22 protein-coding genes and 1 pseudogene are annotated in these 21,060 nt (G+C 67.5%); 12 read left to right on the top strand and 11 right to left on the bottom strand.

Annotated elements, in window-relative coordinates; all coding sequences use genetic code 11:
• Positions 1 to 9: 9 nt before the first annotated feature.
• The gene (locus ACO2SS_RS19020; protein ID WP_423279340.1) at positions 10 to 642 is read right to left on the bottom strand and encodes a S24 family peptidase; all 633 of its coding nucleotides are present in this window, start codon (positions 640 to 642) and stop codon (positions 10 to 12) included.
• A 100-nt stretch (positions 643 to 742) separates the two neighbouring features.
• Here ACO2SS_RS19020 and ACO2SS_RS19015 point away from each other — a divergent pair.
• Positions 743 to 1,075, top strand: a pseudogene (locus tag ACO2SS_RS19015) (DUF952 domain-containing protein); the annotation flags it as partial.
• Positions 1,076 to 1,141: 66 nt separating this feature from the next.
• Positions 1,142 to 1,498, top strand: a complete 357-nt coding sequence (locus ACO2SS_RS19010; RefSeq protein WP_423279425.1) for a PaaI family thioesterase — start codon at positions 1,142 to 1,144, stop codon at positions 1,496 to 1,498.
• 4 nt (positions 1,499 to 1,502) lie between these two features.
• Here ACO2SS_RS19010 and ACO2SS_RS19005 read toward each other — a convergent pair whose 3' ends face one another.
• Together ACO2SS_RS19005 and ACO2SS_RS19000 are read right to left on the bottom strand one after the other, a co-directional pair.
• Positions 1,503 to 1,769, bottom strand: a complete 267-nt coding sequence (locus tag ACO2SS_RS19005) for a DUF6460 domain-containing protein (protein WP_423279339.1) — start codon at positions 1,767 to 1,769, stop codon at positions 1,503 to 1,505.
• An 11-nt stretch (positions 1,770 to 1,780) separates the two neighbouring features.
• Positions 1,781 to 2,995 carry a glycosyltransferase family 4 protein gene (locus tag ACO2SS_RS19000; protein ID WP_423279338.1) on the bottom strand — a complete coding sequence of 405 codons (1,215 nt, stop codon included), beginning with the start codon at positions 2,993 to 2,995 and terminating at the stop codon, positions 1,781 to 1,783.
• Between the two features lie 84 nt (positions 2,996 to 3,079).
• On the opposite strand from ACO2SS_RS19000, the gene ACO2SS_RS18995 reads away from it, so the two are divergent.
• A complete protein-coding gene (locus ACO2SS_RS18995) occupies positions 3,080 to 3,865 on the top strand; it encodes an alpha/beta hydrolase (protein WP_423279337.1) in 786 nt (261 codons plus the stop codon).
• Here the strand turns inward: ACO2SS_RS18995 and ACO2SS_RS18990 are convergent.
• The 4 genes from ACO2SS_RS18990 to ACO2SS_RS18975 all read right to left on the bottom strand — a co-directional run bounded on the left by ACO2SS_RS18990 (position 3,858) and on the right by ACO2SS_RS18975 (position 7,610).
• Complete coding sequence (locus ACO2SS_RS18990; RefSeq protein WP_423279336.1) at positions 3,858 to 4,127, bottom strand: DUF1150 family protein; 270 nt, start codon at positions 4,125 to 4,127, stop codon at positions 3,858 to 3,860. The two genes, ACO2SS_RS18995 and ACO2SS_RS18990, sit on opposite strands and share 8 nt — an antisense overlap.
• Before the next feature lie 33 nt (positions 4,128 to 4,160).
• Positions 4,161 to 4,589 carry an Hsp20 family protein gene (locus ACO2SS_RS18985; RefSeq protein ID WP_423279335.1) on the bottom strand — a complete coding sequence of 143 codons (429 nt, stop codon included), beginning with the start codon at positions 4,587 to 4,589 and terminating at the stop codon, positions 4,161 to 4,163.
• A 91-nt stretch (positions 4,590 to 4,680) separates the two neighbouring features.
• Positions 4,681 to 6,372, bottom strand: coding sequence for a sensor histidine kinase (locus ACO2SS_RS18980; protein WP_423279334.1), 1,692 nt, complete (start codon positions 6,370 to 6,372; stop codon positions 4,681 to 4,683).
• A gap of 233 nt (positions 6,373 to 6,605) precedes the next feature.
• Complete coding sequence (locus ACO2SS_RS18975) at positions 6,606 to 7,610, bottom strand: cysteine synthase A (protein WP_423279424.1); 1,005 nt, start codon at positions 7,608 to 7,610, stop codon at positions 6,606 to 6,608.
• Positions 7,611 to 7,725: 115 nt separating this feature from the next.
• On the opposite strand from ACO2SS_RS18975, the gene ACO2SS_RS18970 reads away from it, so the two are divergent.
• The 5 genes from ACO2SS_RS18970 to ACO2SS_RS18950 all read left to right on the top strand — a co-directional run bounded on the left by ACO2SS_RS18970 (position 7,726) and on the right by ACO2SS_RS18950 (position 13,402).
• Positions 7,726 to 8,037, top strand: a complete 312-nt coding sequence (locus ACO2SS_RS18970; RefSeq protein WP_423279333.1) for a polyhydroxyalkanoic acid system family protein — start codon at positions 7,726 to 7,728, stop codon at positions 8,035 to 8,037.
• Positions 8,038 to 8,077: 40 nt separating this feature from the next.
• Complete coding sequence (locus ACO2SS_RS18965) at positions 8,078 to 9,139, top strand: malate/lactate/ureidoglycolate dehydrogenase (protein ID WP_423279332.1); 1,062 nt, start codon at positions 8,078 to 8,080, stop codon at positions 9,137 to 9,139.
• A gap of 222 nt (positions 9,140 to 9,361) precedes the next feature.
• A complete protein-coding gene (gene infC, locus ACO2SS_RS18960; RefSeq protein ID WP_423279331.1) occupies positions 9,362 to 9,883 on the top strand; it encodes a translation initiation factor IF-3 in 522 nt (173 codons plus the stop codon).
• Positions 9,884 to 10,310: 427 nt separating this feature from the next.
• Entirely contained in the window at positions 10,311 to 12,095 is a 1,785-nt protein-coding gene (locus tag ACO2SS_RS18955) for a type I secretion system permease/ATPase (protein WP_423279330.1), read from the top strand.
• Entirely contained in the window at positions 12,092 to 13,402 is a 1,311-nt protein-coding gene (locus ACO2SS_RS18950) for an HlyD family type I secretion periplasmic adaptor subunit (protein ID WP_423279329.1), read from the top strand. Before ACO2SS_RS18955 ends, ACO2SS_RS18950 begins: the two co-directional genes overlap by 4 nt.
• Before the next feature lie 7 nt (positions 13,403 to 13,409).
• On the opposite strand, the gene ACO2SS_RS18945 is transcribed toward ACO2SS_RS18950, so the two are convergent.
• A complete protein-coding gene (locus ACO2SS_RS18945) occupies positions 13,410 to 13,736 on the bottom strand; it encodes an NIPSNAP family protein (RefSeq protein WP_423279328.1) in 327 nt (108 codons plus the stop codon).
• Positions 13,737 to 13,831: 95 nt separating this feature from the next.
• On the opposite strand from ACO2SS_RS18945, the gene ACO2SS_RS18940 reads away from it, so the two are divergent.
• From ACO2SS_RS18940 to ACO2SS_RS18925, 4 genes are all read left to right on the top strand, one after another.
• Complete coding sequence (locus ACO2SS_RS18940; protein WP_423279327.1) at positions 13,832 to 14,986, top strand: 2'-deoxycytidine 5'-triphosphate deaminase; 1,155 nt, start codon at positions 13,832 to 13,834, stop codon at positions 14,984 to 14,986.
• A 115-nt stretch (positions 14,987 to 15,101) separates the two neighbouring features.
• On the top strand, positions 15,102 to 16,976 hold the full coding sequence (locus ACO2SS_RS18935) for an ABC transporter ATP-binding protein/permease (protein WP_423279326.1): 1,875 nt from the start codon (positions 15,102 to 15,104) through the stop codon (positions 16,974 to 16,976).
• Positions 16,977 to 17,024: 48 nt separating this feature from the next.
• Positions 17,025 to 18,356, top strand: coding sequence for an AmpG family muropeptide MFS transporter (locus tag ACO2SS_RS18930; protein WP_423279325.1), 1,332 nt, complete (start codon positions 17,025 to 17,027; stop codon positions 18,354 to 18,356).
• A complete protein-coding gene (locus ACO2SS_RS18925) occupies positions 18,356 to 19,282 on the top strand; it encodes a methyltransferase domain-containing protein (protein WP_423279324.1) in 927 nt (308 codons plus the stop codon). Before ACO2SS_RS18930 ends, ACO2SS_RS18925 begins: the two co-directional genes overlap by 1 nt.
• A gap of 3 nt (positions 19,283 to 19,285) precedes the next feature.
• On the opposite strand, the gene ACO2SS_RS18920 is transcribed toward ACO2SS_RS18925, so the two are convergent.
• From ACO2SS_RS18920 to ACO2SS_RS18910, 3 genes are read right to left on the bottom strand one after another with little or no spacing between them, the layout of a single operon-like run.
• A complete protein-coding gene (locus ACO2SS_RS18920; protein ID WP_423279323.1) occupies positions 19,286 to 19,681 on the bottom strand; it encodes a PIN domain-containing protein in 396 nt (131 codons plus the stop codon).
• Positions 19,678 to 19,902, bottom strand: a complete 225-nt coding sequence (locus tag ACO2SS_RS18915) for a type II toxin-antitoxin system VapB family antitoxin (protein WP_423279322.1) — start codon at positions 19,900 to 19,902, stop codon at positions 19,678 to 19,680. Before ACO2SS_RS18915 ends, ACO2SS_RS18920 begins: the two co-directional genes overlap by 4 nt.
• A 50-nt stretch (positions 19,903 to 19,952) precedes the next feature.
• Positions 19,953 to 20,939 (bottom strand): MBL fold metallo-hydrolase, encoded by a 987-nt coding sequence (locus ACO2SS_RS18910; protein ID WP_423279321.1) that lies wholly within the window; start codon positions 20,937 to 20,939, stop codon positions 19,953 to 19,955.
• Positions 20,940 to 21,060 lie beyond the last annotated feature (121 nt).

Here is a 21,060-nt window from a genome sequence, read left to right as displayed (position 1 = left end):
CCCGCCGCCTTACTGGCGGGCCCAGATCACCCGCGCCATCCAGTCGACATCGCTGAGCGGCAGCACGCGGTCCGGGTGCTCGGGATTCAGCGAGAGCAGCTCGAGGCTCCGCTGGGTCTTGCGCTTGAGCTCCTTGGCCATGACCTCGCCGTCCTTGGTGCGGACCACGACCCGGTCGCCGCGCCGAACGGATGCCGACGGTGACACGATGATGATGTCGCCCTCCCGGTAGAGGGGCCGCATCGAGTCGCCCTGGACTTCGAGGGCGAAGACGCGCTCGTTCGAGAATTCCGGAAACTCGATCTCTTCCCAGCCGGGGCCGCCGGTGGGCATTCCGTCTTCGTTGAACAGGCGCCCGGCACCCGCCTGGGCCATGCCGATGAGCGGGACCTTGGGCCGGCCGGCACGCTCGGTGTCCTCGATGAGGCGCATGAACTCATCCAGGCTCGCCCCCGTGGCGGCCAGGATCTTTGCCACCGACTCCGTCGAGGGCCAGCGGTCCCGGCCATCGGGACCCTGCCGCTTGGACTTGTTGAAGCTGGTCGCATCCAGTCCCGCCTTGCGGGCGAGGCCCGAAGCCGATAGCCCGTAGCGCTCGGCCAGACGGTCGATGGCGGCCCAAATTCGTGCGTGCGATAGCATGGATTGCTCTTGGCGCCGTGAGAACATCGGCCTAATCTAGGAAAATAAGGCAGGTGGGGTGCCGATGCAACAGGCATTCGTCCGAAAGGCGTAAGCGCGCATGCGGCTCATCTACAAAATTTGCCCTGACGAGCTCTGGCGGGCCGCCGAGCGCGCCGGCGAGTTCGCGGGCGCGCCGGTCGATGTCCAGGACGGGTTCATTCATTTCTCGACCGCAGGGCAACTCGCCGGCACGGCCGAGAAGCACTTCCGCGGCCAGAGCGGCCTGCTGCTGATTTCTGTCGACGAAACGGCACTCGGGCCGGGACTACGCTACGAGCCGTCGCGCGGCGGCGATCTCTTTCCGCACCTCTATGGGGCGATGCCGCTACGGGCCGTGCGGAAAGTCGAGAAGCTCCGGCTGGGCGAGGACGGGCACGTCATTCTTCCGGCGCTCGGCAGCGCGCCAGTTCCCTTCGATCCTGCCGCGGAGGGATGGACGACAAAGCCCGAGGCCGGTTTGGTCGGACTTCTCGGCCCGTTCTGGACCAAGCTCGAAGGCGAGAGGCGCCTCTACGGCTTCCTGGCCGAGGCCCGGCATCTGAACCAGAGCGGGCTCGTGCATGGCGGCATGCTGACGGCCTTTGCCGACCAGACGCTTGGGCTGACGGCGTTTCGGGCGAATGGTGGCCGCCGCCAGGTGACGGTGCAACTCGACACGCATTTCCTATCTGCCGCGAAGGAAGGCGAGTTCGTCGTCGCGCATGCCGAGGTCGTCCGGCTCACCCGCTCGCTCATCTTCCTGCGATGCGAGCTGAAGGTCGGCGAGCGGGTTGTCGCGACGGCCTCCGGCGTCTGGAAGGTGCTCGGAGCCTGAGCGTTCAGCGCTTTCCGCTCATGAGGCGCATCAGCAGCCAGATCGGCACCACGACCATCGCGCCGGTGAGGATGTAGGCGCCGGCGTTCCGGAAGGCGTCGAAGCCCAGGTTGAGCACCGATTGGACGGCCGCGACGACGCGGTTCGGCAGCGTGGTCGGCGTGAAGCCGAACCCTGCCATGATGGCGCCGATCACGAGTGACAGGAACAGCAGCTTGAAGAGCACCGCGATCGGCGAGCCGCCGAAGATGCGCTGAAGGCTCGCGCCCATGGTTTTCTCTCCTAGCCGTTCCGTTTGGCGAGCAGAGCGCCATAGACCGAAAGCGTGCCCGAGATCATCGTCTCGAGCGAAAAGTGCTGCTCGACATGCACGCGGGCCCGGCGGGACAGGCTCTCGTGGGCGCTCGCCCCGAGCGCCATCACCTCGTCGAGCGCATCTGCCAGCGCGTCGGGGTCGCCAGCGGGTACGCGCCAGCCGGTCCGGGCCGAGGCAGGTATCTCGGGGGGCGCCAGGACCGTCTCGGGTACGGCCCCGAGATCGGAGACCACGACGGGGGTGCCCATCGCCTGGGACTCGACGGCGACGCGGCCGAAGGCCTCCGGCTCCGTCGAGGGAACGGTCACGACCGAGGCGGCGAGATAGGCGGCCGGCATGTCCGTGCAGTGTCCGACCCGCCTCACGGTCCCGGCGAGGCCGCGATCGGCGATCAGGCGGTCGAGCTCTTTCACATAGCCGTCGCGGCCCTGGTGGTCGCCGGCCAGGATGTAGACGAGATCCCGATGCCCGCGGTCACGCAGGCGCGCGGCCGCCTCGATCAGGACCTTCTGCCCCTTCCAGCCGGTGAGCCGGGCCGCGAGCAGGACGATCCGCTCGTGCGGGGCGACCTCCCATTTACGCCTGAGGGCGTCGACGCGCTCGGGCGAAACGGCCGCCGGGGAGAACTCGGTGAGGTCGGTGCCGCGCTGGAGGGTGACGACCCGCTCCTCGTCCGCCCCATAGAGCGACTTCACGAGAGAGGCCGTGAAGGCGGAGTTGGCGATCACGGTATCGCCTCTCGCCATGACGGAGTTGTAGAGGCGCTTCGGGGCCGAGCGGCCGGCATAGCTGCCGTGGAATGTGGTGACGAACGGGATCCCGAGCGCGCGGGCCGCACCGAGCCCGACCCAGGCGGGAGCGCGGGACCGCGCGTGAATGAGGTCGGCGCGCTCGTGATAGGCGATGCGCGCGAGCCTGCGCACGTTCGCCAGCATGGAGAAGGGGTTCTTGGTGCGGGCCGGGAACGGGATCCAGACGCCGCCATGCGCCTGCAACTCGCCGACGAGGCGTCCCCCTTCGCTGGCCACGAGGGCACGGGCGCCGACATCGGCGAGGCCCGCGGCCACGTCGATGGCGGTCCGCTCGGCACCGCCGGCATCCAGTTCGGGGATAATCTGGAGGATGGTCCGGCCAGCGAGCGGGTGGACGCTCGACCGCGGGAATGCCGAACCCGATCGCAAGGCGGTAATCACGGGTATAGAGGCGTGAGGGAAGCTGGCATCAGGCGGCAACCCTGGGCCCGGCGAGTTGAGGTTCGGTTAACCATGACGTCTTGGATCGAGGTCGGAGAGGGCGCCGAGGCGCGACGTATCGCCGTTCTGGCGCGGGAGGGAGCAGCGCCCCCGGTGGTCTGGTTCGGCGGGTTCCGGTCCGACATGCGCGCCACCAAGGCGGAAGCGCTGGACGCCTGGGCCGCGGCCCGGAACCAGGCCTTCGTGCGCTTCGACTATTCCGGGCATGGCGAGTCGGGAGGCTCGTTCATCGATGGGACCATCTCGCGCTGGCTGGAGGAAGGCCTGGCGGTTCTTCGGGCCTATGCCCGCCGCAGGCCGATCCTGGTCGGCTCATCGATGGGTGCCTGGATAGCAACCCTGGCGGCGCTGCAGCTAGCGCGCGAATGTGGCGATGAAAGGCCGGCCGGGCTCGTCCTGATCGCGCCGGCGATCGACTTCACTGAACGGCTGATGTGGGATGCATTCCCGGCGGATGTACGAGACACGATCGTGCGGGAGGGGGTCTATCGCCGTCCGTCACTCTATTCCGAGGAGCCCTACCCGATCACCGCGAAGTTGATCGAGGACGGGCGCGGGCACCTCATCCTGGGCGGCCCGATCCAGACCGGAGCCCCGGTTCACATCCTGCAAGGCATGCGCGACCCCGACGTGCCCTGGGAACACGCCATGCATTTCGTCGAGCGGCTTCCGGGTGAGAACGTCCAATTGACGCTCATCAAGGATGGTGACCACCGGCTCTCCCGGCCGGAGGACCTCGAGCGGCTCCTTCGAGCCGTCGAGGCCGTTCTCGGACGCGAAACCGACCGCGTCAGTTGAGGCCGACCGTCCGCAGATCCTGCGCCCACGCATTGGCCAGCGCGGCATCGCGCGAATCCGTCAGCAGGATGGGGGTGCCGCTCGCCGACAGGAGCGCGAAGAGCTCGAGGTCAGGGGCGAGGTCAGGAGCCTGCGGGAAGAGGCGCTTTACCTCGTCCGAGCGCATCGGCTTCACATAGGCGATCTGCCCTTCCCCAAGGCTCGCGAAGGCGCCAGGGTCGAGGTGAAAGCCCGATCGCGCAGTATGGTTGGTGGTCGACATTAAGGTGTCTCCTTTCGAACGCTGGGCCCCCGCTCAGTCGCGCGACACAATCTCGATACGACGAGCTATGCGTGCGGGTTCCGGACGGGCGAGATCAATCGACAGAAGTCCGTTCGAAAGATCCGCCCCGAGTACCTCCATGCCTTCCGCGAGTAGGAAGGTGCGCTGGAACTGGCGAGCCGCGATGCCGCGGTGCAGGAACTGGCGCGTCTTGTCCTCGATCTGCCGCCCGCGAACGACCAGCTGGTTCTCCTCGACATGGATCTCGAGTTGTTCCGGCGTGAACCCGGCGACCGCCAGCATGATGCGCAGTCGCTCCGGAGCCTCGGCGGTACGAGGCAGACGTTCGATGTTGTAGGGAGGATATCCGTCGCTGGTCGCCTTCGCGATGCGATCGAGCGTCTGCTCGATCTCGTCGAAGCCGAGAAGAAACGGGTGCCCGAACGGCGAAGCACGAGACATACGTTGAAGCCCACATGGCACTTCGTGGAACCAGGGCCCTGACGGCGCCCCGTCCCACACCGGACAGATATGTGGGCCGTGCCCGGCGACATCAAGCCATCGAGCCGAGCCTGAGATCCTTGAGGTTTCCGCGCTCCACGTGATCGAGCGGGAACCGGATCTCGAACGAGGAGGAGCCATCATCCGGCTCTTCCAAGCCTCCCCCGATCTGCTGGACGAGCTTGCGCACGATCGTGAGGCCGAGCCGCCGACGCGGTGCCGCCGCCCGGTCGAACCCGACGCCGTTATCCTTGATGACGAGGATGCCGAAAGGCTCGTCCCGCCTCAGCTCGACGGTGATGCGGCCCTGGCGGCCTTCCGGGAAAGCGTGCCGGTAGGCGTTCGTCATGAGCTCGACGGCGATGAAGGCAAGCGGGACCGCCGTGTCGAGCGGAACCCGCATCGATTCCGCGTGGAGCTCGGACTGGATGCCCCGCTCCTCGCCGCTGAACGCGTCGGACATCTCGCGCAGCAGCTCCTCTAGGTAGACCTTGAAATCGATCGAGCCGAGATCGGGCGAATTGTAGAGGAGGGTGTGGACCCGGGCCATCGCGCCGATTCGCCGGACGGCGTTCTCGAACGGCTCGCGCTGGTCGGCGCTGAGCTCGCGCGAGCCGAGGCGCAGCAGGCTCTGCACGATCTGCAGGTTGTTCTTCACGCGATGGTAGATCTCGCGCAGCAGCACCTCCCGCTCGGAGGAGGCCTTGCGCTGCTCGCCGAGCGCTTCCTGCGTGGTCCTCAGCAGTCTGGCGTCGAGTTCCCCAAGGGCCCGCGACGCCGCGAGGCGCTCCTCGCTCACGCGGCGCTCCATGACCGTGTGGACGATGAAGACGGCGAGAATACCGGCCAGGATGAGGCTGAGGGCGCCGGCCGCCGTGGTGGCCCAAACCGATCGCTTCGAGAAGTTCTCGATCTGGGTGCGATCAATCGCGGCCGAGGCGACCCAGCCGGTCAGGTCGGAGCGCACGAAGGCGCCCCAGATCTCCTTTCCGTCCCGTGAGTTGCCCTGGAACGTGCCGTTGTTTCGTCCTGCGGTGGCTTCTCGGTAGCTCGCCGCGATTTCGTCGCCGATTCCAGCGCCCGGCGCCTGGGATCGGGCCAGGAATCGATCTCCTCCGTCCGAGATTGCCAGGAGCAGTCCGGAATCCCGGCTCTCGAGGAGCAGGATCCGCTGCAACTCGGACATGTCGAATGTGGCGAGGAGCGCCAGCGTCACCCGATCGTCCCGTACGACCGGGACGGCCAGCAGCGCCTGCTCTCCCCGCTGGCCGGCCGGCGTGATCACGGTGATGTCCGGCCGGTGCGTCTTGCTGATGTCGGCCAGGACCGGGGCGGCCTGAGCCGGCGTCCAGTCGGGTCGTGCTCCCGAGATTACTCGTCCCGATGCCGCATCGACCACGCCGAACCCGGTCCAGTTCGGCATGATGCTCAAGAGGCGCGCCGACGCTTCCGTGAAATCCGGATCGGGCCTGTCGAAGGCGGGGAGCGCAGAGAGGGCTCGCAGCGCCAGCAGTTGCTGTTCGAGAGAAGAATCGATGCGGCGCGACAGCATCGAGGCGCGCGCTGACAGATAGCTCTCGACATCGCGCTCGCTCCTGTTCAGCTCCGAGCGGACCCAGAAACCGGCGAACAGGATCAGCGGCACGAGCGCGGCAAGACCTGCGGCTGCCACCATGTAGAGGCGCTGCAGCCGCTTCCGGCCCTGCTCGGCGTCGGTAAGCCAAGGCGCGACGCCTGATTCCACTGCCGTGCGCCGCAACAACCTCATGCAATCCGACCCGAACCCCGAGTGGCCGAAGGGTGCCGGCCAATTTCGTCCCTCGACAGAGCCTTCCGGCACCGGAACTGGAGAGTGCCCAGTCCTACCGGGTCACAATGCCGCCGGGACCAGGTTCTACGGTCCAGGCGAAACCCGCATACCCCGTGCCGGTTCCTGATCTCTACCCGGCAGGGCTGCACGAGGTCACGAGGGGAGCATCACCGCTCCATCCAGTCCGGCCGTGGTAGGCCCTTCGCAGCGAGAAAACTCGGATTGAACAGTTTGGATGCGTAGCGCGTCCCGGAATCGCAGAGCACGGTAACCACCGTCGAACCGGGACCGAGTTCACGCGCCAGCCGGATCGCGCCGGCCACGTTGATGGCTGAGGAGCCCCCGAGGCAGAGGCCCTCGTGTCGCACGAGGTCGAAGAGCAATGGGAGGGCTTCCTCGTCGGGGATCTGGTACGCCCGGTCGACGCGCAGTCCCTCGAGGTTCCCCGTGATCCGGCCCTGGCCGATCCCTTCGGTCACGGAGGATCCCTCGGATCGGAGCTCGCCGCGCGTATAATAGCTGTAGAGAGCGGCCCCCATCGGGTCGGCAAGCCCGATGGCAACGTCCGGCTTCCGAGCGCGCAGCCCGTCCGCGACACCGGCAAGAGTGCCGCCTGTTCCCACCGCGCAGATGAAGCCGTCGATCCTGCCTCCGGTCTGTTCCCAGATCTCGGGCGCCGTCGTCTCGACATGGGCGGCCCGGTTTGCCGTGTTGTCGAACTGGTTGGCCCAGATCGCGCCGTTGGGCTCCGTTCTCGCCAGTTCTTCCGCCAGCCGCCCGGAGTGGCGGACGTAATTGCCGGGATTGGCATATGGCACCGCGGGAACCTCGACGAGTTCGGCCCCGACCAGCCGCAGCGCGTCCTTCTTTTCCTGGCTTTGGGTTTCCGGAATCACGATCACGGTCCGGAAGCCGAGCGCATTGCCGACTACGGCGAGGCCGATGCCGGTGTTCCCGGCCGTTCCCTCGACGATGGTGCCCCCCGGCCTCAGCTCGCCCCGGCGCATCGCGTCCTGGATGATCCCGAGCGCCGCCCGATCCTTCACGGACCCGCCGGGATTCATGAATTCGGCCTTGCCGAGGATGTTGGCGCCGGTCAGTTCCGAGGCCCTTCGAAGCCGGATGAGCGGCGTCCGCCCGATTGCGCCGAGGACGTCGTCCCGGATGTCCATCCTGTACTCCCAGGTCAGCTCACGCGTGGCGATGTCCACCAAGTTGGGGTCGGACACAAGCCGGGCGGATCCGAAGGAGCGTCCCTAGATTGTCGAACTGAACAAGGAGAATTGCATGTCGAAGCCGCTGATCATCGAGATTCCCCACCAGCTCGGGCGTGAGGAGGCCCGAAAACGTCTCGAGACCGGGCTCGGGCAGCTGAAGCACAAGTTCGGGGCGCACTTCACCTCGGTGGAGGAGCGTTGGGCAGGTGACCATCTCGATTTGGCCATCAAGGCTTTGGGGCAGCCGATCTCCGCGGGCCTGGACGTCGAGCAGGACCACGTCCGGTTGGAGGTGCACCTGCCCTGGATGCTTGCAATGCTGGCCGAGAAGGCCAAAGGATTCCTCAGCAAGGAGGGAAAACTCCTCCTGGATAAGAAGTAGCGCCCGCTCGTCCAGGCCGGGCTGGGAGGAGTGACCTGTCTTGCTGATCCCCGTCGACCGTCTGCTCGCGCTCGTTTCCGACATATTCGCAGCCGCCGGCTGCTCGCCCGCCGAGGCGCGCCGGGTGGCGGCCGGCCTGGTGGATGCGAACCTCACTGGCCATGACAGCCACGGGGTCGCCCGAGTGCCTCGATACGTGGATTGGCTCCAGTCCGGCGAGGTCGAGGCTGACCGCAGCGTCGAGATCGTGCGAGAGTCCGGCGGACTTTGCGTCGTCGACGGAAACTACGGGTTCGGGGCGACGGTCGGCCGCCAGGCGGTGGAGCTGGGTATTTCCCGTGCGCTCGAGCAGGGCACGTCCATCGTTGCCCTCCGACACGCGGGCCATCTCGGCCGGATCGGGCAATGGGCCGAGCTGGCGCTCGAGAGCGGCCTTGTCTCGGTTCACTTCGTGAACGTCGCCGGCAGCGTGCTGGTCGCTCCGTTCGGAGGCGTCGACCGCCGCTTCTCGACCGCGCCGATCGCTTTCGGCTTCCCCCTCCAGGGAGAGTCTCCAGTTGTTCTCGATTTCGCGACCTCCGCCGTCGCGGAAGGCAAGGTCCTCGTCGCGTCGAACGGAGGCAAGCCGTTGCCGTCCGGCAGCCTCATCGACCCGGACGGCCGGCTCAGCACCGATCCGGCAACGCTCTACGGCTCGTTCGAGGGGACGACGGAGCGGGACGCTCGCCGAGGTGCGGGGGCGATCCGGGCGATGGGCGAGCACAAGGGCTCCGGCCTCGCACTCATGTGCGAGTTGCTGAGCGGAGTTCTCCTCGGCTCCGGCACTTCGGGGCCCGAGAAGCACCGTTTCGCCAACGGCATGGTGTCGATCTACATGCAGCCTGGAGCCTTCGGCTCAGCGGAGGCCATATCTCAGGAGGCGCGGTCGTTTGTGGCCTGGGTCCGGAGTGCGCGACCGGCGCCGCCATCCGAGCAGGTGCTCATCCCCGGAGATCCCGAGCGGTCTACGAGGACGGAGCGGACGGAAGCCGGCATCCCGCTTCCGCCCGGCACCTGGGACGGCATCGTCAGGACGGCGCAGCGTTTCGGCGTCTCGACGTGACCCATTCGGGCTACCTTGAAGGTGGGCGTGGGGCCGCTTTCAGGCGGCGCAGCTCGGATCCGCAAGGCAACTCAAACACCGCTTGACCTGCGGTGCGGATTGACTCGTGGCGGCGAGTCGCCACATGTCGATTATGGCAGCTCGTAAGCTCATGCCGAACGCGGCCGGCTGCCGAACTGAAATCGAAGAGGAGTTGGCCCCATTCGCAGACCTATGAGAGCCATGCCAGTCCCGCAGAAGGAGGGGCCTCGCGCCAATCGGGACATTCGTGGCGTGCGCGAAGTGCAACTGATCGACCAGGACGGGCAGAATCGCGGGGCCGTACCGTTCCTCGATGCGCTCAGGCTCGCCGAGGAGGCGGGGCTGGATCTCGTCGAGATCGCCCCCAACTCAGTACCTCCCGTCTGCAAGCTCCTCGATTACGGACGCTTCCGGTTCCTCGAGCAGAAGAAGCAGGCCGAGGCGCGAAAGCGTCAGAAGACCGTCGAGGTCAAGGAGATCAAGCTCCGGCCGGGCATCGACAAGCACGACTACGACGTGAAGATGAAGGCCGTGCAGCGCTTCTTCGAAGAAGGCGACAAGGTGAAGGTCACCTTGCGGTTCCGCGGTCGCGAGATGGCGCACCAGGATCTCGGCCTGAAGCTGCTCGAGCGGGTGAAGGCGGAGACTGCCGAACTCGCCAAGGTCGAGAGCGAGCCGCAGCTCGAAGGCCGCCAGATGGTGATGATCCTCGCGCCTCGGTAAGATCTCCACCGCCGGGAATATCCCGCCCCAGAATATCCAGCGCCGCCCGCCAGCGGCGCTGTTTCGTTTCTGCACCTCGGTACGCCCGTTCCTGCCGCCCGGGCGGTTCCGACTGATGCTCAACCCTGCGGCGAATTGCGCCCGCGATACTCAACTTTAGGGTTGTTGGGCCGGACAGGGTTCCTTATGGACGCGGCCCAACGGCCCCGCCCGCACTACTTCGTCCCGTCTTCGGTGGATATCGGACGACGCTCCGAAGCAACCTGGGCGAAACATTCGGCCGCAACAATGGGGTAAGTGGAAGAGGGCGCCGCCGAAATTGGTTGCGGCTTGTCTCTTCTGTGGTTCATCCTTGTCGGCGCGGGGCGTCGTCCTCCGCCGAGTGGAGCTGACGGCTTTCGTCCGACCGAGCACCGGAGATGCACGAATGGCCTCGGCCGCGAGCGCTGCTCAGAGCGCCGAGAATGGCAACAAGCGCGTCAGCCTCGGCTTCGCCCGAACCGCCTTTCTCGGGATAGCCCTCGTCACTGCGACGATCAACATCCTGTACCTGACCGGCTCGTTCTACATGCTCGAGGTCTACGACCGGGTCATCCCGAGCCGTAGCGTCCCGACGCTGATCGCGCTGTCGATCCTCGCCTTCGGCCTCTATGCGTTCCAGGGCATTCTCGACGTGGTGCGTGCCCGGATCCTCGTGCGGATCGGCTCGGCGCTCGACGGAACGCTCGCCAGCCGGGTGCACGAGGCGATATCCCGGCTACCGCTGCGGACGCGCCCGTCCGGCGATGGGCTGCAGCCGCTCCGTGATCTCGACCAGGTGCGCGGCTTTCTCTCCGGCATGGGGCCGGCCGCCTTCTTCGACCTGCCCTGGATCCCGCTCTACCTGGCGATCTGCTTCCTCTTCCATCCATGGATCGGCATCGCGGCTCTGATCGGCGCTCTGCTCCTGATCTGCCTGACGCTGCTGACCGAACTGAAGACCCGTGGCCCTGCGCGCGAGACCGTTATGCTCGGCCAGAAGCGGAACGCGCTGGCCGAGGCGGCAAGGCGCAACGCCGAGGTCCTCCAGGCCCTTGGAATGCGGAGCCGCCTGGGTGCGGTCTGGGGAGAAACCAACGACCGCTACATGGAAAGCCAGCAGCGCACCTCCGACGTCGCCGGCGGGTTCGGGGCGGTTTCCAAGGTCATCCGCATGGCCCTGCAATCGGCGGTCCTCGGCCTGGGCGCCTATCTCGTCATCCGGCAGGAGGTGACCGCGGGCGTCATCATCGCGAGCTCGATCCTGACGGCCCGCGCGCTCGCTCCGGTCGAACTCGCGATCGCGAACTGGAAGGGCTTCGTGGCCGCGCGGCAGAGCTGGCGGCGCCTCAGCGAACTGATGAAGGCCTTGCCGGCCGAGGACGACCGGATGGCCCTTCCGGCTCCGCGCGCCACCCTGTCCGTCGAAGGGATATCGGCCGCGGCGCCGGGTACGCAGCGGCTTGCGGTCGTGGATGCGAGCTTCACGCTCCGGGCCGGGCAGGGGCTGGGCGTCATCGGGCCGAGCGCGTCGGGCAAGTCGTCCCTCGTCCGCACCATCGTGGGCGTGTGGGCACCGATGCGCGGGAAGGTCCGGGTCGACGGCGCCGCGCTCGATCAATGGCCGTCGGACGATCTCGGCCGGCACATCGGCTACCTGCCGCAGGACGTCGAGCTTTTCGCCGGTACGGTTGCGGAGAACATCGCCCGGTTCGAGCCTGGCGCCGATTCCGCCGACATCATCAAGGCCGCCAAGGCGGCAGGCGTCCATGACCTGATCCTGCGCCTTCCCGAGGGCTACGAGACCCAGATTGGCGAAGGCGGGGCCATGCTCTCGGCCGGCCAACGCCAGCGCGTCGCGCTCGCCCGCGCGCTCTATCGCGATCCGTTCCTGGTCGTGCTGGACGAGCCGAATTCGAACCTCGACGGGGAGGGCGAGCAGGCCCTCACGGAGGCCATCCTGGGTATCCGGGCCCGCGGCGGCATCGTCATCGTCGTGGCCCATCGTCCAAGCGCGCTCGCCGGGGTCGATCATGTGCTGATGCTGGCCGAGGGCCGCGTCCAAGGGTTCGGCCCCAAGGAGGAGGTGCTTGCGCGGGTCCTCCGTCAGCCGAGGCCGGCCGCCGCAGCCGGCTCGGAAGCGGGCGGCCCCACGCCGCTTCGCGTCGTGAAGGAAGGCCAGGTGCGCGCATGAGCCGGCTGATGGGCACGCGCCGCTCGATCCGGCACCACCTGATCGGGGGTGTCGCGGCGGTGACGTTTCTGGTCGTCGGGGTCGGCGGCTGGGCTGCGACGACCGAGCTCTCGGGAGCCGTCATCGCGCAGGGCATGCTGGTCGTCGATTCCAGCGTGAAGAAGGTCCAGCACCCGACCGGCGGCGTCGTCGGCGAGCTGAGGGTGCGGGACGGCGACAGGGTCAAGGAAGGCGACATCCTGCTGCGCCTCGACGAGACCGTGACGCGGGCGAACCTCGCCATCGTGACGAAGAATCTCGACGAACTCGCCGCCCGCCAAGCCCGCGACGAGGCCGAGCGCGATGGCGAGGACAAGATCACGTTCCCCACGGACCTGCTGGAACGCGCCAAGACCTCGCCCGAGGTCGCCCGCCTCATTGCGGGTGAGACCAAGCTGTTCGAGATCCGGCGGAACTCGCGCGAGGGCCAGCGCGCCCAGCTCCGCGAGCGCATTGCCCAGCTCGGCCAGCAGATCGACGGCCTCGTCCAGCAGACCCGCGCCAAGCAGACCGAGATCGACCTGATCCAGCCGGAGCTCGACGGCGTGCGCGAGCTCTGGAAGAAGGGGCTGGTGCAGATCAACCGCGTGACCAGCTTGCAGCGCGATGCGGCGCGGCTGGAGGGCGAGCGCGGCCAGCTCATAGCTGCGACCGCCGAGGCGAAGGGCAAGATCGTCGAGACCGAACTCCAGATCCTCCAGATCGACCAGGAGATGCGCTCCGAGGTCGGCAAGGAGCTCGCGGAGATCCGCGGCCGCGTCTCCGAGTTCGTCGAGCGCAAGGTCGCCGCCGAGGACCAGCTCAAGCGTGTCGACATCCGGTCCCCCCAGGACGGGGTCGTGCACCAGATGAGCGTCCACACGATTGGCGGCGTCATCACGGCTCAGGGCGAGCCCATCATGCTCATCGTGCCAGAGGCCGACGCGCTACGCGTGGAAGCGAAGGTCGAGCCGCAGCAGATCGACCAGCTTCATGTCGGGCAGCGCGCCGTGCTGCGCTTCTCGTCCTTCAACCAGCGCACCACGCCGGAGCTGAACGGCGAGGTGAGCCACGTCTCGGCCGATGTCAGCCAGGACCAGAAGACGGCCGCGACCTTCTACACCATCCACATCAAGATCCCGCCCGCCGAGATGAAGCGCCTCGAGGGGCTGAGACTCGTGCCCGGCATGCCCGTCGAGTCCTTCGTCCAGACGACCCCGAGGACGGTGATGTCGTACCTGGTGCGGCCTCTCCACGACCAGCTGATGCGGGCCTTCCGGGAGAAGTAGGCTGCGCCTACTTCACCGACGAGAAGCCGGTCGGCTGGAGGAAGCTGCTGGTGATGTTGGCGACGATCGCGCCATCGCGCTCGGACTCCGCCCGGGCCGCGATCCAGTCGGGGTCGCTCTGGAAGGCGTTCCAGCGCTGTTCCCGGTCCGCCATGCTGTCCCAGGCCAGCATGTAGGTCAGGTCCTGGTTGGACTCGCCGATGACCGTCGTCCAGAAGCCTGCCTGCCGGATCCCGTGCTTTTCCCACATGGCGAGCGTCACGGTCTCGAACCGCTTCAGGAGCGCCGGGAGACGGCCGGGAACGCAGCGGTAAACCCTTAACTCGTAGATCATCTTATCTCCCTTTGGGTGCAGCGAGCCTGCCCGGCCGGAACATGCCTGGAATCCACCCTGGAGAAAACAGCCGGGCTCCAGTAGCGTCCCGCGCCATGACGCAAGCGCCCGATCCCGCCGGCACCCCTGATCCCGTCCTGTCGGGCCGTCCCGGGCTGCTGCCCCGCCAGGCCATCCGGACGCTGGTCGAGCGGGGGTATGTGCGGGCCGGGGATCCCCTGGAGGATGGGCAGTTCCAGCCGGCAAGTCTCGATCTGCGGCTCGGGGCCAATGCGTACCGCGTCCGGGCGAGCTTCCTGCCTGGGCCGGGCAGCAGCGTCGAGGACAAGCTCGAGATCCTCAGGTGGGAGCGCATCGACCTGAGCCAGGGCGCGATTTTCGAGCGCGGCTGCGTCTACGTCGTGGAGCTGTCCGAGCGGCTGAGCCTGCCGCGCACGATCTCCGCGGCCGCCAACCCGAAGAGTTCGACCGGGCGGCTGGACGTCTTCACGCGCCTCATCACTGACCGTAGTGAGGTGTTCGACGCGGTCGAGGCGGGCTATTCCGGACCGCTCTACGCCGAGGTCTCCCCCCGCACCTTCAGCATCAAGGTCCGCCAGGGAACGCGACTCAACCAGATCCGGTTTCGCCAGCACGGCTCCGCGAAGGAAGAGGCCGGGCTGCTGGGCGACCACGCCCTACGCGACCTCCACGCCCGCTCTCCGCTGGTCGATTCCGGCGAGCTTGCGGTCCGCAACGGCCTCGTGCTCCGGATCGAGCTCGGCGGGCTCGGGGAGGATAGGCTGGTCGGGTATCGGGCACAGCGCCACACCGACGTCATCGATGTCGAGCGCATCGGCGGCTACCACGCGGCGGATTTTTGGGAGCCGATCGCCGCCCGTCCCGATGGCCGCCTGATCCTCGACCCCAACGAGTTCTACATCCTTGTGTCCAAGGAGAAGCTCCACATCCCGCCGCATCTCGCGGCCGAGATGGTCCCGATCGATCCCGCGATGGGCGAGTTCCGGGTTCATTATGCCGGGTTCTTCGACCCTGGCTTTGGTTACAGCCCGTCAGGACACCCAGGCAGCCGGGCCGTGATGGAGGTGCGCAGCCACGAGGTGCCCTTCGCGGTCGAGGATGGTCAGGTCGTGTGCCGGCTCGCCTACGAGAGCATGGCCGAGGAGCCGGACGCCCTCTACGGCGCGATCGGCACCTCCAATTACCAGGGCCAGGCGCTGAAGCTCTCCAAGCAGTTCATCCAGCCTTAAGGTCGATCACGGGATTGTTCCCGGCCTATCGGCGGGATTGAAGATCTCCAGGCGGGCCCAAACGTTAGGGCCCGGCGACGGTGGAGGGGGCCCCGGTGCGCGCGGAGGCCTTGCGGTGACTACGCCAGACCGGACCGATCCGGCCAGCGCTCAGGAAGTAGCCGACCCGTCCCCAGTCGCGATCGCGGGCGCATTCCGGCGGCTTGCGAGCGGGTTCTGGCGCGGCCCCGCGCGGCGGCAGGCCTGGGGCCTGACGGCCGCCGTCATTGCGCTGGTCCTCGCGAATGTCGGCGTCGCGCTCCTCATCAATCGCTGGAACAAGTTCTTCTTCGATGCCCTCGAGCAGAAGAACGTCGGCTCGGTCACGCTCGGGGTCGGGATTGTTCTCGGCCTGGCCTTCGCGGCGGCAGCGGTAGCCGTCCTCCAGGTCCATGCCCGGATGCGGCTCCAACTCAGCTGGCGCCGGTGGCTGACCCACAAGCTCGTCGACCGCTGGCTCTCGGAGCGGCGCTTCTATCAGCTCACCATCGTGGGGGGCGATGGGGCCCATCCCGAGTTTCGGATCGCGGACGATGTCCGGCTCGCGGTCGAGCCCTTCGTCGATTTCGCGATCGGCCTCCTGAACGCGATCCTCGCGGCAGGTGCGTTCTTCGGCGTCCTGTGGGTGGTCGGAGGCGCGCTCCAGATCGGGCCGGTCTGGGTCCCCGGCTACATGGTGGTGTCCGCCGTGATCTATGCGGGGCTGACCTCGGCCGCCATGGTCCTCATCGGCCGCCCCCTGATCCGGGGCGTGGAGCGCAAGAACGCCGGCGAGGCCCAGCTCCGCTACGAGCTGACCCGGGTTCGCGAATCTGCCGAGAACATCGCGCTGATCGGCGGCGACGACGACGAGCGGGAGCGCCTCAAGGAGACTTTCGGGGCACTTGCCCAGCGATGGCTTCGGGTGATCGCCAAGCAGGCGCACATGACCTGGGTCTCCAACGCGAACTCGGTGCTGGCGCCTGTCGTCCCGCTGCTGCTCGGAGCCCCGAAATACCTCGCCGGCGAACTCAGCCTCGGCGAACTCATGCAGATCGCCACCGCCTTCACGCAGGCCCAGATCGCCCTGAACTGGCTGATCGACAACGCCGTCCGGCTCGCGGAAACGCTGGCATCGGCCCAGCGCGTGGTCGAGCTGTCGCAGGCGATGGATGCTCTCGATGCGACCATCGGGCAGGGCGGACCCGAGGAGACGATCGTCCTCGGCCACAGCCCTGACGATGCGATCCATATCGAGGACCTGTCCATCAAGCAGCAGAACGGCGTCATGATGATCGAGGGCGCCTCGACCACGATCCAGAAGGGCGAGAAGGTTCTGGTGAAAGGGGATTCCGGAACGGGGAAATCAACCCTGATCCGCGCCATGGCCGGCCTGTGGCCCTGGGGCTCAGGCAAAATCCTACGCCCGCGCCGGGCGAAGGTCACGTTCATGCCGCAGCGGCCGTACCTGCCGCTCGGTACGCTGCGGCACGCGCTGCTCTACCCCTATCCGGACGAAGGACGCGTCCCCGACGCCAAGCTCGTGGATGCGTTGGCGCGCTGCGGCCTGTCCCACCTGGCAGAAAGGCTCAACGCGGAGGAAAACTGGGACGGGATCCTGTCCGGCGGCGAGAAGCAGCGGCTCGCCTTTGCGCGGCTTCTCATCCATCCGCCCGATATCGCCATCATGGACGAGGCAACCTCCGCCCTGGACGAGGTGAGCCAGGCAAGGATGATGGAGTTCTTCTCCAAGGAACTGGCGACCGTGACGCTCCTGAGCGTCGGGCACCGGCCCGGCCTCGAGCACTACCACGACCGCGAGATCTACCTTGTCCGCGAGGACGGGGACGACAGCGTGCATGCGCGGGACCGCCGCTATCCGATCATCTGGCAGATCTGGAGCCGGTTCAGGCGGAGCTCCGCCGAGACATCGGACCCGGGGGCAGCTCCGAGCGGGAACGGAGCCCGTTAACGCTTTCTCAGCTATGATCGGCCGGATGCCCCCTCCGAGGTCGAGAAGATGCGGTCACCCCTGGAGAGCCTGAAGAGCTACGCCGACCGACGCGTGGGCCTGATGCTGTTCCTCGGCTTTTCCTGCGGGCTCCCCTTCCTGCTGGTCGGGGGAACGTTCACGGCTCGGCTTGCGACCGCCAACATCGACATCAAGGCGATCGGGCTCTTCGCCTATCTGCTGCTCCCGTACAGCTTCAAGTTTCTGTGGGCCCCGGTCGTCGACGCCTTCGACATTCCGGTCCTGTCGCGGCTTCTCGGTCGGCGGCGGTCCTGGATGGTGCTGGCCCAGGCCTGCGCCGGGCTGTCCCTCCTCCTGATGTCGGTCACGGACCCGATCACCTCGCTGCCGGTTCTCGGCCTTGCGGCCTTCCTGCTGGCCTTCTCGGCCGCCACGCAGGACATCGTGGTGGACGCCTGGCGCATCGAGTCGGCCGATATCGAGCGGCAGGGCTCGATGCTCGCGGCCTACCAACTCGGCTATCGGCTCGGCCTGATCAGCGCCGGCGCCGGCGCGCTGTTCATCGCCGGTTCGGCCGGCTGGCAGGTCTCCTACCTGACGATGGCCGCCCTGGTGGGCGTCGGCTTCGTGGCATCCCTCCTTGCGCCCGCGCCCGAGCGGATGCGGGCCCCCGCAGCCGCGAGCGATCCGGCGAAGCCGCGCGAGCGCTTCTCCTTCGGGCGCGCGGTCGCAGCCCCGATCAGCGACCTCTATCGGCGCCAGGGCCCAAGGTTGATCGCCGTGCTGGCGCTGGTGGCGTTCTACCGCATGCCGGACTTCGTCTCGGGCGTGATGGCGAACCCGTTCTACATCCGGATGGGCTTCACGCTTCCGGAGATCGCCGCCGTTTCCAAGCTCTACGGCATCTGGATCGGGATCGTGGGGGCCTTCGTGGGCGGCTGGTCGATCGCCCGGTTCGGCCTCTATCCGACCCTGATCGCGGGTGCGATCGCGGGCGCCGCCTCGAACCTCGCCTTCTCGTGGCTGGCAATGGGCGCGCCGGAGGTTTGGCGGCTGGCGGTCGCTATCTCCATCGACAACTTCTCCGGCACCTTCGCCGGGACGGCCCTCATGGCCTATATGTCGGGCCTCACGGGCGTCGGGTTCGCGGCGACGCAATACGCGCTGCTCTCTTCCCTCTACGCGCTGCCCGGCAAGCTCGTCTCCGGCCTGTCCGGATTCATGGTGGCCGCCTACGGCTTCTCGACCTTCTTCGCCCTGACAGCCGCGATCGGCCTGCCCGTGCTGGTCCTGGCGATCATGTACGGGCGTGTCGCCGAGGAGCAGCCGCAGGCGGAGACCGACGACGCCGATCGTCTCGTGCCCGCCCGGGCGAGCTGATGAGGAGCTCGGGCGATCTCCTCGCCGACCGCCGCTATGCCTACGGGAGATCCGCCTTCGACGAGGGCGACTGGCCGGCCGCAGCCGACCTCGCCCGCCAGGCGCTGGAGCTCGCGCCCGGGTTCACGGCGGCGTGGTTCCTCCTCGGCGAAGCCTGCGAACGCATCGGCGAAGCGGAGGCGAGCGCCCGGGCGGAAGCCCTGGCGGCATTCTCGACAGCCCGGCGGCTGGATCCGGATGACGCCCTCGGTGCCGGCCTGAGGCTCGTCGGGCTCGGGGCCGGCAAGCCGGAAGATGCCATGAGCACCGCCTACGTGCGGTCCCTTTTCGAAGAATATGCCTCACGTTTCGAGCGGCACCTGCGCCAGGGCCTCGCCTATCGCGGGCCGGAGCTCCTGCACGATGCCGTCCGTCGCGCCTGCAGCCTACTGCTGCGCCCGTTCCGGTTCGACCTGGTGCTGGATCTCGGCTGCGGCACCGGCCTCGCGGCCGAGATTTTCCGGCCGGAATGCCGGCGGATCGTCGGGGTGGACCTCTCGCCCGCCATGGTCCGGAAAGCCGAGGTCAAGCGCATCTACGACGAGGTGGAGGTGGGCGACCTCGTCCCTTGGCTTGGAGCCCGGCCTGACGGAAAGGCCGACCTCGTGCTCGCTGCCGACGTCTTCGTCTATGTCGGGGACCTCGCGCCCATCTTCGCGGCCGCTGCAGCCGCGCTCGCCCCCGGCGGGCTCTTCGCCTTCACGGCGCAGGCGCATGCCGGGGAGGGGGTGATCCTGGGCGCTGATCAGCGCTACGCCCACGGCGAGCGTCATCTGCGAAGCCTGGCTCAGGAGGCCGCTCTCGAGCCGATGCTCCTGGAGAGTGCTCCGGCCCGACGGGAGCGCGCGCGGGACGTGCCCGGGCTGGTAATGGTCCTGGCGAAGTGAAGCTCAGGCGAGGTCGGTTTTGGCGAAGGCCTCGCCCGCATACACCAGGCCGGCGCCACGAAGCTTTGCGATCGCGTAGGAGAAGCACTCCTCCATGTTGAGCTGGGCGGGGTGCTTCCCGCCCTTGCCATAGCGAGCGTAGGCCTCCAGCGCCGTGATGGTCTCCGGCTCTCCCACCGGCACGAGTTCGATCTCGGCTGCCGTCATCAACTCCGCCAGCATGCGATAAGCCGCATCGATCGGCCGGCCCGTCTCTCGGGCAATCGCTGCCGTCGCCGCGTAGACGGCTAGAGGATGCGTCACGCGCTGCTTCGCCTCCTCCAACTGGCCGGTGACGCGTTCATCGTCCGGGCCGCCGACCACCAAGGCGGTCAATGCCGATCCATCGACGATCTTCATTCGCCGCAGAGCTCGTCGAAGAAGGCCTTGTCGGCCCTCAGGCCGGTCTTCGGCATCGCGGCGATCCGATCCTGGATCGGCCGTATGCGTTCCCGGAGCGGAATGCGCTGTAGCTCGTTCTCCACCGCGAACCGCACGGCCTCCGTCAGCCCGACCTTCTTGAGCGAGGACAGGCTGCGCACGAGGCGCTCGGTCTCCTCGTCCCGGATGTGGAGCGCCATGCGATCCTCGCTGGGCCGAGGCTACGCTCGGCGGATTGGGTGAGGAACTTCTACAGCGCCGGATTCCAAGCGGCAGGAACGAGCCTGTAGCCCGTTCCCACCTTCTCGATGTGGCCCAGCCCGGGGAAGGGGAAGTGATAGCCCGATACGAGCAGGCGGTCTGTCGAGAGCATGTCGTAAATGCGCCGCCGCGTGGCGACGGCACGATCCGGCTCGGCATCGAACATGACCTGCCAATCCGGATTCCGCAGGAAGAGTTCCGGCACGTTGGTCACGTCGCCCTGATAAAAGAGGCTGGCTCCGCCGGACTGGATCAGGAACGAGGAATGTCCCGGCGTGTGCCCGGGCGACTCGACGGACGTGATCCCTGGCACGACTTCCTGTCCCCAGCGGAACCGCGTTACGCGCTCGCCAATGTCCGAAAAGATCTTCTTCGCGAACCCGAACGAGGATTTCTGGAACCCCTCGGGCGCCCGGGCCATGTTCTCGTCGCTCATCCAATAGGCCCAGTCGTGCTCGGGCACCTTGATCTCTGCATTCGGGAAGGCGAGCGAGCCATCCGGGTTCTTCAGCCCGAGTATGTGGTCGCCGTGCATGTGGGAGATCAGGACGATGTCGATCGACTTCGGGTCGAACCCGGCAGCGGCGAGCGTTGCGGGCAGCAGCCCGACTGTGGGGCGGAGGCCCGGCCCGTAGCCGGTGTCGATCAGGACCAGCTTCGTCCCCGTATTGACCACGATCGGGTTGAAGGGCGCGATGATCTTGCCCTTTGGCATGTAGGCGGCCTCGGCAGCCGCGAGGACCTGCTCGTTCGACACGTTGCGGACGAAGGCTGCCGGAAGCGGCATGGGGCGGGCCCCGTCGCTCACGATCGTGACCTGGAAGGTCCCGAGGGTGTGGCGGTAGTAGCTCGGTGCCTGCACGGTCGCGAGCGGGGTGGCCGCCAGCGAGGGCGAGACGAGCCGCGCCGCACCGCCCGCCAGCGCTCCCAGGCCGACGGCCCCAGACAACATGCGGCGACGGCTAATGCTGGTCATCCAATCCTCTGGGCAACATCTTTCAGGGGCTCGGCCACAGTATCGACTTCAAGACTTGCGTCTACGGTTCCTCTCGACGTCGACGGGTGGAGTTATGCCGGTCCGACCTCTGGGGTGTAAT

Source organism: Enterovirga sp. CN4-39, from assembly GCF_049446235.1.
In the GTDB taxonomy this organism is placed as follows: domain Bacteria; phylum Pseudomonadota; class Alphaproteobacteria; order Rhizobiales; family Beijerinckiaceae; genus Enterovirga.
Note: the sequence above shows the minus strand (reverse complement) of the source record. Positions and strands in the feature narration are given on the sequence as shown.